Source organism: Blautia difficilis (assembly GCF_014297245.1).
Classification (GTDB): Bacteria; Bacillota; Clostridia; order Lachnospirales; family Lachnospiraceae; genus Blautia_A; species Blautia_A difficilis.
The window spans coordinates 40279-52112 of sequence record NZ_JACOQG010000009.1; the positions used below are offsets into that span (position 1 = coordinate 40279).

Sequence of the window (11834 nt, forward strand, 5' to 3'; positions counted from 1 at the left end):
ATGCTTGGAAGGTTTCTGAATGCAGATTTACGGAAGATGAAAGGAACCTCTGTGATTCTGGCACACTTACTGATTCCGATTATAACCAGCGTTGTATTTTTAATGTACTACTCTTTTTCACTATGGGATGACAATATGAAAATAATCGCATTTTATCAGGCAATAGGAGCAGGACTTCCAGTACTTGTTGGAATTTTTACAGCAAGTGTGATGGAACAGGAACAAAATGCAGGTAACTTTCAGAATATGTTATCCTTATCGAAAAAAGGAGTGGCATTTATATCGAAGCTGCTGCTGTTACTGATGCTTTGCCTTGGCTCTGTCTTACTGACTACTTTGATATTTGGAACAGGATTTGGAATGATATCAGCAAGTGGTAGCTGGAGTAACAGCAATATGGAAATTGTAAAAATATGTGTTGTTGCAGCATTGCTGCTGTGGGGAAGCAGTGTTCCACTTTATCTGTGGCAGCTGATTCTGGCTTTTCAGTTTGGAAAAGGGGTATCCATTGGAGCAGGGATTATATCAGGACTAATTAGTGCATTGATGCTTACCGGACTTGGAGATTATGTGTGGAAATATGTATTTGTCTGCTGGACGGGTAGAGTACCATATACTTATCTGCAATCTGTATTGGGAGAAACTAGTGTAGGTGAATGGTTGTCATTTATACCAGGCTGCTTAATATTTACAGGGATTAGTATGATATACTATTTTTGGTGGGTAAACCACTGGGAAGGAAACAGAATATCGGAATAGAATCGAGGGGAACTATGGCAAAAATACTGGCAGTTGATGATGAGCCGGCAATCCTGGAAATGATAGAAAACATTTTGGCTAAGGATGGACATCTGGTTACCAAAGTAAGTAATCCGCTGAAACTTAATATGGAAGAATTACATCGTTATGACCTGATTTTACTTGACATTATGATGCCTGGAATGGACGGCTTTGAATTATGCAAAAGAATCAGGACACTTGTGGATTGTCCGATTTTGTTTCTTACGGCAAAAACGGAGGAAAAAAGTCTGGTGAACGGACTTTCGTTGGGAGCAGATGATTATATTTCAAAGCCATTTGGAGTGATGGAACTTCGGGCAAGAATCAATGCACATCTTAGAAGAGAGCACAGGGAACATTCTGTCCGGATGGTTTTGGGGAGGGTCTGTATTCAAATATCTCAAAAGAAACTATTGGTTGATGATAAGGAACTTCCTCTTACGAAAGCGGAGTACGAAATTTGTGAATTCCTGGCTAAAAACAGGGGACAGGTTTTCTCGAAAGAACAGATTTTAGAAGAGGTCTTTGGTTTTGACAGTGAGAGTAATGACAGTACCATTATCACGCATATCAAAAATATAAGAGCAAAATTTGCGGATTATGATTATACACCGATAAAAACAGTCTGGGGGATTGGATATAAATGGGAAGAGTAAAGAGAAGCAATGCACTCAGCTGGATTTTTATGAGATATGTACTTGTCATGCTTGGATCATTAGTCGGTTTGGTGATTGTTGCTTATCTGCTACTTTACCTTTTGATCAGTGTGGGCTGCATTTATCCGGCGAATTATGCAGAGCAAAAGATTAATGAAGCATATGATACGATTTTGCATGCAGATAAAGTGACTGCTGAGATGATTCCTGCACTTTGTAATTATGTCATTTTTTCAGAGAAGGGAGAGGAAATAGGTGGAAATCTTCCAGAACAATACGAACAGATAGCATGGAATGTTGCAAAGTACGGAAACGCATCCGGGAAATATTTTTATAAAGTAATTGTAAGGGAAAATGAATATGTTGTATTGCAATATCGCCTGACACCTCAATATCATTCGGCTTTTTTGAGGGAGCATTTTATAGGACCACAGAATGTGATGAGTATTATGTCTGTGATTGGAGCGGTAGCGATTATCATCATTCCGTCCATACGTTTTGGAAAAAGAATCAAAAAGCAGATGCAGCCTGTATTAGACGCAATCGGACAAATAAAGGATCAAAATCTGGAATATGAGACATCCTGTTCCGGTATCAAAGAGTTTGATGACTGTTTATCGGCAATCGATGACATGCGAGATGCATTGCGAGAATCTTTAGAAAAGCAGTGGAAAACAGAGCAGGAAAAGAACCGTCAAATGTCTGCTTTGGCGCATGATATTAAAACACCTCTTACGATTGTAAGGGGAAATGCAGAGCTACTTTCAGAGACTGAACTGACCACAGAACAGAAGAATAATATCACTTATGTTTTGAACGGCACAACACAGATACAAAGTTATGTAAAACAGTTGATAGATGTCACAAAATCATGGAATTGCAGTGATGTTACCTATACAACGTTGAGCTTAGAAGATTTTTTCGCAGATATAAAGGAACAGGCACTCGGACTGGCAGAAATCTATCACCAGATAATAGATTGGAAGGCGGGACAAAGTGATAAAAAGATAACGATTGCTTATGATCCAATGTTTCGAGCCGTAATGAATGTGATCCAGAATGCAGTGGAGCATACAAAAGAAAATGGAATCATTTATATTGACGCAAAGGAGCAGGATGGCCGGCTGACATTCATTGTGGAGGATAGCGGATCAGGATTTACAAAAGAAGCATTATTGCATGGCACAGAGCAGTTTTTTATGGATGACACAAGTAGAAATGGCGAAGCCCATTATGGGATGGGGCTATTTTTTGCAAAAACTGTGGCTGAAAAATATGGTGGAGGTATTAAACTTTCAAATTCTGAAAATACAGGTGGGGCGAAGGTAGAGATATTTTTCCTGAGTAGTCAAGAAACAGGCTAAATAGACCGTAATTAAGCTATGTAAAAGAAATTTTACATGCTTTTATCTAATATGTAAAAGCCTTTTGATAGATATTACTACTACGTTTGCTGTAATCTCATGGAAGAAGGAGGCATACAGAATTATGATAGCTGATAAAATTAAAAATGCTCGTACTATAAAGAAACTTACACGGGAACAGGTTGCTGAAGACCTCAATGTTTCCAGGCAGACTATTTCTAACTGGGAAAATGGAAAATCACTACCTGATATTGTAAGCATTATAAGAATGAGTGAATTATATGATTTAAGCCTGGATGAATTATTGAAAGGAGATGCGACATTGCTTAATAAAATTGAAAGAGACATGAAAGTAGCCAAAGCCGAAAATAACGTTATCAAATTTGTATGGATATCTATCGTAATCGGTGTTGTTATGATTATTCTTGGTAATGTATTTGACGGCAATCCGTTCATTGATTTTATTTCGGCTGCATTGCCATGGGTACTTCTTGGATTAATGGTGCTATTTGCCATATTGTATCTTAATAAAGAAAATGACAATTAGAGAGATGAGCTTATAATATGCAAGTCAATCAGGATAGCATTCGCTTTATTGAAAAGGACTTGCATACTCTCTATAGATGTATTATTATAAAGCTAACGAATGATAGCCTACAGGCTATTGAATGAATATTTTAACAAATGTAGCAAGAATTCTCCCACCTCTTCAGGAAGGCCACTGAAAAAGTCCTTTTTGCGTATAAATTAACACAAAATAAAGTACATCAATCAACTTTGAGACACTGTATATAGTATGAAAAAACAGTTTTTCAGTGGCGTCCTTCAGGTGGTGAGATGAATTGCACATCTGAGCATATCTGCTCAAAAAAGTCCTTATAGTACCAAAGAAACACTTGTTCTCTATCCCCTGATATAGTATACTGAAAAAGAACAATTAGTTCGTAAATACATATCAGTCGATATAAGAAAAAGAGTGATAAATACAATAGAATCAGACCATAATTCCAATTCAGTATTTCTGCTATATTATCACCTTGGTTATAAAATACAGAAGAAAAGTACTGAATGACGAAATATCCGAAAGAGCAAAAGAGATCTTTGAGTATATCGCACCCGGATACGGGATCGTACTGGAAGAATGGAATCACGATACAGACCATGTTCATGTGATGTTCTGCGCACAGCCAAAGACGGAACACCGTAAATTCATCAATGCCTGTAAAAGTGCCAACCACAGACTGCTGAAGCTCCTGTCTGCTCAGTGCAGGCGGGGCGCCGATTGAAACGATACGGCAGTATATAGAAAGCCAGGGTGAGAAAAATGAACCGCGCCATAAAAATAAGGATCTATCCAGATAAAGAGCAGAGAATTCAGATAGAGAAAACAATCGGCTGCAGCCGCTTTATCTATAACCAGATGCTTGCGGACAAGATCAGCTATTACCAGAAAGAAAAAAAGATGCTCAGGAACACACCGGCCGGATATAAGAAGGAATATCCCTGGCTGAAGGAGGTGGACTCCCTTGCCCTGGCGAATGCGCAGCTGCATCTGGAAAGTGCGTTCCGGAAGTTTTTCCGGGAACCATCCTGCGGATTTCCCCGCTATAAATCAAGAAAACATTCAGGAATTTCTTATACGACCAATGCAGTAAATGGGAATATCCTTTTGCAGGATACCCATTTGAAGCTTCCAAAGATGTCTGCCGTAAAAATAAAACTTCATCGCCAGATCCCGTCAGACTGGAAACTGAAATCGGTAACGATAAGCCGTGAGTCATCCGGGAAATATTATGCAAGTCTTTTGTTCTGCTGTGAGAGCCAAACAGTGGAAAAAAGACGGGCAGAGAGATTTCTCGGGATCGATTTTGCCATGCAGGGAATGTGTGTATTTTCTACAGGAGAAAAAGCCGGGTACCCTATGTTTTACAGAAAAGCAGAGAAAAAACTTGCAAGGGAACAGAGAAAGCTTTCCCACTGTGAAAAAGGAAGCCGGAACTATCAGAAACAGAAGAAAAAGGTAGCTTTATTTCATGAAAAGATAAAGAACCAGAGAAAAGATTTCCAGCATAAGCTCAGCAGGGAGCTTGCTGAAAGATATGATGCAGTATGCGTGGAAGATCTGAATCAGCAGGGAATGTCCGGAGGGCTGCATCTTGGGAAAGGCGTGCAGGATAACGGGTATGGGCAGTTTCTGTCCATGCTGGGATACAAACTGGAAGAGCGCGGAAAACATCTTATAAAGGTAGACCGTTATTTTGCATCGAGCAAGATTTGCAGTGTATGTGGACATAAGAAAAAGGAACTGGCATTGTCGGACAGAATGTATGTCTGTGAATGTGGAAACAGGATGGATCGGGATGTGAATGCAGCAGTCAATATCCGAGAAGAAGGAAAAAGGATTTATAAAGAATGTGCCTGACGGCGCAAGAAAAAAATCCGTAACCGTATGAACATAAAAAACAAAACCGCGGGACACGTGGGGATAGCCTGTTTTAGCTTTGCCTTAAAAGGCAATCGAGCAGGAAGCCCCCACTTCAAAATCGTAAGATTTAAGTGGTGGGAGCATGTCACTTGAAAGGGACAAGCTGCGTCAGTATATTGAAAATCCATATCTTTATTCACGAGTACAGCATACGCAAACACTTCCACAGGAACAACGTGGGCTTACTATACCGGCGGAAATGAGTTCCTTGTTTCCAAAATCCAGTATTCTTTGGCAAAAAAAGGTAAATCGATATGTAACTTTTTTGCTGAGGGAAGAAGTGACAGCTGGTTTTCCCAATAATCTCTACGAACACTTATCACATATTCAGGAATCGTACCGTACCGGTGCAATCATCAGCCGCTTTTTGCTCTGTGCACAGGAAAACGGAAAAATATATGATTTTTATAAGACGTTTGTAGAAATTATATGAGGTACAATATTTGTAGTTACTGTGAAGGCACAGACCAACTGCGAATGAGTTTAAGAAGACCGAAATTCAGAGTATGATGGTGAGTTTCGGTCTTTGGATTATTTGTATGAATTTTTTCACTGCTTTGACGGTTCCCGTTTACCGCAATCATCACAAGTCTGCGGCCAGTTGATTTTCCATTCAAAATATTCATCTCTGGTAATCTCGCCGGATTTTAGTTCTTCTTTTCTAAGAGTCCATGAAACTGACTTATACAAATGTGAATGGATATCTGATTCCGAACCTTACTTATAAATCAGGTAATCAGATGGAGCAGCTTGGCAAGTATGGATTCTTACGCAGAGATTATCTGAAGAACCATCGTAATTCCCTGTATCAGGTGATGCTTTTGCAGGATACGATTGGTGAGCATCTGCTGGAAGTGGACAAGGCAGCCAGGGAACGAGAAGAAGTCATTCTGAAACAGTTAGAGGAAAAAGAGCCTTTGCCGGATAAAGAGAAAGATCAGATGGCATGGGTCAGAGCTGCCAATCAGCACAGAGCGATTGCAGAAGAGATTATCCTGAAAGAATTGATTTATGTTTAAATGAATGTGATGAGGTCGTGGAATGCGACCTCATTGTTGTATGAGAATATAAAATTGCAGTAGGCAGAACGAGAAAAATAGGATAATATAACAATAACCTGTTGGTACGATTTTGAAATGCCAAGTTGGTATTTTAAATTATAGAAGGGAATCAATAATGAAAAAAGAAATAATAGTAGCAAATAATATTGATAACATTTACGATGAAATAAATGCATTGATCAGAGAAAAGAAAACGGATGTAAAGAAAGTTGTGAACGATGCCATTATCTCACTTAACTGGGGAATTGGGAAAAGACTTAGTGCGGAGTTCACCGGAGATAATAAGCCTGAGTATGGAAAAAAAGTTGTTGCAGAAGTCAGTAAACGTTTGGAACAGGAGTATGGTTCTGGATTTGATAAAACATCAATTTCGAGAATGATTAAATTTTATCAGGAATTTCCTGACTTCGAAAAAGTTGCGACACTGTCGCAACAATTGACCTGGTCACATTTTGTAGAGATTTTGCCAATACACGACGAGTTAAAGAGAGACTTTTATGCTGCAATGTGTATGCAAGAGAACTGGTCAGTGAGGACATTGCGTGAAAGAAAAAAATCTATGCTTTATGAACGCACTGCAATATCGAAGAAACCAGAAGAAACAATAAAAAATGAGATTGCCGAATTACGGGATGATGGAAAAATGAGTCTGGATCTTTTTTACAGAGATCCATACATGCTTGATTTTCTTGGTTTACGTGATACTTATAGTGAAAAAGATTTGGAAAATGCCATTCTTGCGGAATTAGAAAAATTTATTTTGGAAATGGGATCGGATTTTGCGTTTTTGGCAAGGCAGAAGCATTTTGTGCTGGATGGTAAAGACTATTATATGGATTTATTGTTTTATCACAGAGGTTTGAAAAGGCTGGTTCTTGTTGAGTTAAAGCTTGGAGAATTTGAACCGCAAGATAAAGGACAAGTTGAACTGTATTTGCGATGGTTGGAAAAAAATGAAAGAGTAGAAGGTGAAGAAAGTCCGGTTGCTCTTATATTATGTGCAGAAAAATCGCAGGAAACCATAGAATTAATGCAATTGGATCATGGAAATATAATATCTCCATTTCGGAACTGAACCGTATCTATGAGCAGTTAGAAGAATTACCAGATTACTTGTTGGACGACTTGGACAGTTTCGTGCTTGCTCCTGTATCCGGCGACTATGTATTTTCAGAACTGGTAAACCCTGTCTTTACCAAAGATGGCGACAACCTCAAAGTCAGTGTGCCCGTAAAGTATCTGGATAACAAGTCGAAAATGACACAAATCTCACAGTATGAGCTTGTGCTTCATAAGGACGATAACTGGAAGATTGTAGGATAAGTTTGTAAAAAATGCTAAAAGAATGTCATGGTAAATAATTTATAAAAAGTTATTTACCATGACATTTATTTTTGAATCAAATATTGTTCTCCCCAATTACATAGTTCATCAAGAATGGGTGTCAGTGTTTCCCCGAATTTTGTTAAAGAATACTCTGTTTTTGGAGGAACAACTGGATAAACCTTACGGTTAATAAGTCCATCTTTTTCAAGCTCTCGAAGCTGTTGAGCTAGCATTTTATCAGTTGCTTTCGGAATTAGTTTATGAATTTCATTGTACCGTAACGTTTTGTTCATTAAATGCCATAAAATAACAGCTTTATATTTTCCACCAATAAGTTGAATGGTTGCCTCAACTGGACAGCTAAAACCACAACAATTATTTCCCATAATATCTTCACTTCCTTTTTGGGTAGTATATTACAAAATAGTGCGTTCTTGTACAAAAATACTATTTCAGATAGAATTATAGTATAGGTTGACCTAATATACAAGAATTAAGGAGATTTTAATATGTCATTATTAGATATTGCTAAGAAAAGATATTCTGTTAGAAAATATGAAGATAAACCAGTTGAAAAAGAAAAGTTAGAAAAAATACTTGCTTGTGCTCATGTTGCACCAACTGCGGCGAATTTACAGCCGGTTAAATTGTTAGTGGTACAGGACAAAGAGCGATTAAAAAGCATTGCTAAAGCTGGAAATATTTACAATGCTCCACTGGCAATTATCGTTTGTGCAGACCATTCAAAGGCATGGACAAGACCTTTCGATAATAAACAGACGACAGATATAGATGCTTCTATCTTAACAGATCATATGATGTTGCAGGCGACAGAATTAGGATTAGGAACTGTATGGGTATGCTTTTTTAAACCAGATGTAATCAAGAAAGAATTTCAGTTATCGGATAATTTAGAGCCTATCAATATTTTGGCTATCGGTTATGGAAAAGGTATTGCAGAAGATTCAGAACGTCATTCAGAAACACGTATTCCTATGGAAGAATTAGTTTCTTATGATTATTTATAAATTTGGACAGAGATTATAGGTTGGGACAAAAGGCTTGCGTCATACTCTATATAGTATGCTCCGCAAGCCCTATTTCCATATATTCTATTTTGTTGTAGCTTTAAAAAGTCGTTCTGTACCGCTAATTTCAGCTAAGACAATATCCGTCATACGTTGTAGATTGGCAACATGATACGGATTGACCTGTTTTTCCCATTCGTTCGTATCTTGTTTTTGAATACCAGAAAGATACTGCTGTAAAACTGTCATACACTTTTCCAGCAGTATCTTTCGTTCTTCTTGAAAAAGCTCATAATTACAATGGGCATATCGAACGATATTAACGGAAAAGTTGACAAAGTACATTTCTAGAAAGATGAATTGAAACACCATATTTTGATAGAATTAGGAGTCAAAAGATATGATAGGGATTAAAAAAAGAGATTATAAACAGTTACAGTTAAATATGAATCAGGGAATTAAGGGCATTTAGGGCAAAATAAGCAAAAAGAAATGTTACCGGAGCAGGAGAAATAACAAAGATAGCTGCCAGAGTACATAAAATTTTACTTTTTTACACTGACTGCCCTTTTTTATGTATCAACATTTTAGCTGATACAAATATAAGTTTTCCCGAATTTGGGAGAAAGTCAAAAATAAACATTAAGAAAGTATAACGGCATTCCGATATAACATCATGAGAAGCCTGTTCTATTGTCTGAACCGGAGAAGCCAGAAGAAAAGCTATAATTGGGTAGAATTTCTAAATATGCTGGATAACAGCTATCCACTGGTAAGACCCCGGATATATGTCAATATATACGAATGATAATGTGAACGATTCGTTTCGCAAAGAGCCGGATGCGGGAAAGCCGCACGTCCGGAGTTCTGTGAGGGGTGTACGACCGTAAGGGGTGCACCTACTCGACCTATGAATCCATCAGAGGAATGAATATTAGAAAACCGGAACGAATATGTGGGAGAAGCCGTATGTTCGTTCCGGTTTTTATGTTACAGAAAATTACTGTGTTATGCCAACGGCAGAGAAATCTGAAAAGTAGAACCACCGCCCGGGGTATCCAGTACAGAGATTGTTCCTTTATGAAGTGAAATGATCTCATACGCAATACACAGTCCCAGACCAAAATGCTGCCTGTTATTTCTGGCAGAATCTGCCCGGTAAAAACGCCGGAAAACAGAAGTCTTGGCAGAATCCGGAATACCGGGTCCGTTGTCTTTGACGCGGATAAGAAAGTGCGCTTCGGTCTGTGAAAGGGAAAGAACAATTTTCCCGTTTGCGGGGACATAACTGATGGCATTGTCAAGAAGGATTCCAAGCACCTGACTGATCCTTTCCGGGTCACAGGGACAGGGAGGGATTTCCTCTTCCGGAAGTTCAATGAAAAATTTCATATGGTGGTCCTGCATCAGGGGTTCATATTTTTCGTAGGTATCCAGAAGTAAAGTATCCAGTTCACAGGAAACAGGATGCATTTTCCAGGAATGGTTATCTGCATTTGACAGAGAGAGCATATCATTTATCAGGAGGGACATTCGTGTCCCTTCTTTTTCTATGACTGAAAGAAAATGTTCCTGTTCTTTCGGATCTGCCTTTTTCATGGCAGAGATTCCGGACAGGATTACTGCCAGAGGGGAGCGAAGCTCATGGGAGGCAGCAGCGATAAATTCGGTCTGTTCCTGCCTGCTTTTTTCCAGGGGAGTGATCATTCTTCCGGTAAAGAACCAGGAACAGATACTCAGAGCCAGAATTGCCAGAAAAGCTGCGCCGGAGAATGCAAGTCTCTGTAACAGAATCCTGTGTTTTACAGAATCCAGGGAATACAGGATGATCATACTGACGGTTCCGTGGCTCTTGGGGATCAGAGCAGTGGAAACATAGAAATCTTTCATCTGAAAAAAGATCCGTTTTGTCAGTTTACTGACCGCACCGGGATTGGAAAGATCAAGTGCATAGGAAGCAGCAGAGATTTCTTCTGCCTTCCGGAAAATCGTTTCATCCAGAGAATCCGTCTGTAGTTTTTTCAGATAAAGAGAATTTCCGTTGTCTCTGATATCCATGGAAATATCATAATTTTTTTCTGCCTGCAAAATCCAGTCACTGCTGATGATACTCTGCGTTTCCAGATGAGAGATACAGGAGATGGCGTTGTTCTGAAAGGTATTCCACGCATTCTGGCGTGTGCTGTTTTCTGCGATGAAATTACAGGCAGTTGTCATAATAAAAATGACGATGCCGATGATCAGAGCAGAGAAAAAAGTCATTTGAATATGAAGTCTGCGAAACATGAAATATTTACTCCTTTATGAGATTGTATGGTAATTGTATCATGAAAACCTGTAAATAATCTCTAAAAAAATTCCTGTAACCGAGTATAGAGACAATTTAGAGAAAACTCATGTATAATGAAAGATCAGGAGGATGAAAACAGATGAAAATTTTACTGATAGAGGATGACAGGGAACTGGCAGAGAGCATGAGATTTCAGCTCGAAAAAGAAGGCTATGAGACAGATATCTGCGATGACGGAGAAGAAGGGCTTTATTATATGAAAGAACGAAGCCATGATCTGGTGATCCTGGACCGGATGCTCCCGTCCATGGATGGCATCACTGTTTTGCAGGAAGCCAGAAAGAATCATGTTTCCACACCGGTGATCATGCTGACTGCACTGGGAGAATTACAGGATAAACTGACCGGACTGAAAGGCGGCGCAGATGACTATATGGTGAAGCCGTTTGCCTTCGAAGAACTTCTGGCAAGAATACAGTGCATGGTTCGAAGACCCGGAAGATGGGAGAACACGGCAGTATTATCGCTCGGAGATCTTATTTTTGATCCCGAAAGCGGCAGACTGGAAGGAAACGGAAAGGAATGTACCCTTTCCAAACGGGAAGGAGCACTTCTGGAGCTGATGCTTCGAAACGCCGGTCAGACACTTCCGAGAGAGGTGATCCTCAACCGTGTCTGGGGAGCAGACAGCGAGGTGGAGGATGGAAATCTGGATAATTATATTCATTTTCTGAGGCGAAGATTAAAAAGTGTCAGAAGTACACTGAACCTGAAAACCGTCCGGGGAATTGGATATCGGCTGGAAAATTAGAGAAAGTTTAGAGATTTGCCTGTTACAATCCAT

Annotated in this window: 12 protein-coding genes and 3 pseudogenes; 11 read left to right on the forward strand and 4 right to left on the reverse strand. The window is 39.1% G+C overall.

Annotation, left to right across the window (positions count from 1 at the left end):
* The 6 genes and pseudogenes from H8Z82_RS07480 (at position 1) to H8Z82_RS07505 (ending at position 5222) form a co-directional block, all read left to right on the forward strand.
* Complete coding sequence (locus H8Z82_RS07480; protein WP_186994745.1) at positions 1-759, forward strand: lantibiotic immunity ABC transporter MutG family permease subunit; 759 nt, start codon at positions 1-3, stop codon at positions 757-759.
* A gap of 14 nt (positions 760-773) precedes the next feature.
* Complete coding sequence (locus H8Z82_RS07485; RefSeq protein WP_186994747.1) at positions 774-1436, forward strand: response regulator transcription factor; 663 nt, start codon at positions 774-776, stop codon at positions 1434-1436.
* On the forward strand, positions 1424-2800 hold the full coding sequence (locus H8Z82_RS07490) for a sensor histidine kinase (RefSeq protein ID WP_186994748.1): 1377 nt from the start codon (positions 1424-1426) through the stop codon (positions 2798-2800). The genes H8Z82_RS07485 and H8Z82_RS07490 overlap by 13 nt, the downstream gene beginning before the upstream one ends.
* Before the next feature lie 124 nt (positions 2801-2924).
* On the forward strand, positions 2925-3347 hold the full coding sequence (locus H8Z82_RS07495) for a helix-turn-helix domain-containing protein (RefSeq protein WP_186994750.1): 423 nt from the start codon (positions 2925-2927) through the stop codon (positions 3345-3347).
* Positions 3348-3788: 441 nt separating this feature from the next.
* A pseudogene (tnpA, locus tag H8Z82_RS07500) lies at positions 3789-4162 on the forward strand (IS200/IS605 family transposase).
* Positions 4125-5222 carry an RNA-guided endonuclease TnpB family protein gene (locus tag H8Z82_RS07505; protein ID WP_186835699.1) on the forward strand — a complete coding sequence of 366 codons (1098 nt, stop codon included), beginning with the start codon at positions 4125-4127 and terminating at the stop codon, positions 5220-5222. Before tnpA ends, H8Z82_RS07505 begins: the two are co-directional and overlap by 38 nt.
* Positions 5223-5834: 612 nt before the next feature.
* Here H8Z82_RS07505 and H8Z82_RS17900 read toward each other — a convergent pair.
* Positions 5835-5957: pseudogene (locus H8Z82_RS17900) on the reverse strand (helix-turn-helix domain-containing protein); the annotation flags it as partial.
* Here H8Z82_RS17900 and H8Z82_RS07510 point away from each other — a divergent pair.
* From H8Z82_RS07510 to H8Z82_RS07520, 3 genes and pseudogenes are all read left to right on the forward strand, one after another.
* Positions 5957-6304 (forward strand): TnpV protein, encoded by a 348-nt coding sequence (locus H8Z82_RS07510; RefSeq protein WP_117676347.1) that lies wholly within the window; start codon positions 5957-5959, stop codon positions 6302-6304. The pseudogene H8Z82_RS17900 and the gene H8Z82_RS07510 sit on opposite strands and share 1 nt — an antisense overlap.
* Before the next feature lie 157 nt (positions 6305-6461).
* A complete protein-coding gene (locus H8Z82_RS07515; RefSeq protein ID WP_207665007.1) occupies positions 6462-7421 on the forward strand; it encodes a PDDEXK nuclease domain-containing protein in 960 nt (319 codons plus the stop codon).
* A 62-nt stretch (positions 7422-7483) separates the two neighbouring features.
* Positions 7484-7669 (forward strand): annotated as a pseudogene (locus tag H8Z82_RS07520) (conjugal transfer protein); the annotation flags it as partial.
* Between the two features lie 65 nt (positions 7670-7734).
* On the opposite strand, the gene H8Z82_RS07525 reads toward H8Z82_RS07520, so the two are convergent.
* Positions 7735-8058 (reverse strand): winged helix-turn-helix transcriptional regulator, encoded by a 324-nt coding sequence (locus H8Z82_RS07525; protein WP_025579182.1) that lies wholly within the window; start codon positions 8056-8058, stop codon positions 7735-7737.
* 123 nt (positions 8059-8181) lie between these two features.
* On the opposite strand from H8Z82_RS07525, the gene H8Z82_RS07530 reads away from it, so the two are divergent.
* Positions 8182-8700 (forward strand): nitroreductase family protein, encoded by a 519-nt coding sequence (locus H8Z82_RS07530; RefSeq protein WP_186994751.1) that lies wholly within the window; start codon positions 8182-8184, stop codon positions 8698-8700.
* Between the two features lie 84 nt (positions 8701-8784).
* Here the strand turns inward: H8Z82_RS07530 and H8Z82_RS07535 are convergent, their stop codons facing one another.
* Positions 8785-8949 (reverse strand): hypothetical protein, encoded by a 165-nt coding sequence (locus tag H8Z82_RS07535; protein ID WP_226825030.1) that lies wholly within the window; start codon positions 8947-8949, stop codon positions 8785-8787.
* Between the two features lie 759 nt (positions 8950-9708).
* A complete protein-coding gene (locus H8Z82_RS07540) occupies positions 9709-10986 on the reverse strand; it encodes a sensor histidine kinase (RefSeq protein ID WP_186994753.1) in 1278 nt (425 codons plus the stop codon).
* A 143-nt stretch (positions 10987-11129) separates the two neighbouring features.
* Here H8Z82_RS07540 and H8Z82_RS07545 point away from each other — a divergent pair, with 143 nt between their 5' ends.
* Complete coding sequence (locus H8Z82_RS07545; protein WP_118419853.1) at positions 11130-11801, forward strand: response regulator transcription factor; 672 nt, start codon at positions 11130-11132, stop codon at positions 11799-11801.
* The last annotated feature ends 33 nt before the right edge of the window (positions 11802-11834 follow it).

Bases quoted from the DNA above. Each gene is read 5' to 3' on its own strand.
- H8Z82_RS07535 (WP_226825030.1), bottom strand. From the start codon at position 8,949: ATGACAGTTTTACAGCAGTATCTTTCTGGTATTCAAAAACAAGATACG.
- H8Z82_RS07490 (WP_186994748.1), top strand. From the start codon at position 1,424: ATGGGAAGAGTAAAGAGAAGCAATGCACTCAGCTGGATTTTTATGAGA.
- H8Z82_RS07505 (WP_186835699.1), top strand. From the start codon at position 4,125: ATGAACCGCGCCATAAAAATAAGGATCTATCCAGATAAAGAGCAGAGA.
- H8Z82_RS07480 (WP_186994745.1), top strand. From the start codon at position 1: ATGCTTGGAAGGTTTCTGAATGCAGATTTACGGAAGATGAAAGGAACC.
- H8Z82_RS07495 (WP_186994750.1), top strand. From the start codon at position 2,925: ATGATAGCTGATAAAATTAAAAATGCTCGTACTATAAAGAAACTTACA.
- H8Z82_RS07510 (WP_117676347.1), top strand. From the start codon at position 5,957: ATGAAACTGACTTATACAAATGTGAATGGATATCTGATTCCGAACCTT.
- H8Z82_RS07530 (WP_186994751.1), top strand. From the start codon at position 8,182: ATGTCATTATTAGATATTGCTAAGAAAAGATATTCTGTTAGAAAATAT.
- H8Z82_RS07540 (WP_186994753.1), bottom strand. From the start codon at position 10,986: ATGTTTCGCAGACTTCATATTCAAATGACTTTTTTCTCTGCTCTGATC.
- H8Z82_RS07485 (WP_186994747.1), top strand. From the start codon at position 774: ATGGCAAAAATACTGGCAGTTGATGATGAGCCGGCAATCCTGGAAATG.
- H8Z82_RS07515 (WP_207665007.1), top strand. From the start codon at position 6,462: ATGAAAAAAGAAATAATAGTAGCAAATAATATTGATAACATTTACGAT.
- H8Z82_RS07525 (WP_025579182.1), bottom strand. From the start codon at position 8,058: ATGGGAAATAATTGTTGTGGTTTTAGCTGTCCAGTTGAGGCAACCATT.
- H8Z82_RS07545 (WP_118419853.1), top strand. From the start codon at position 11,130: ATGAAAATTTTACTGATAGAGGATGACAGGGAACTGGCAGAGAGCATG.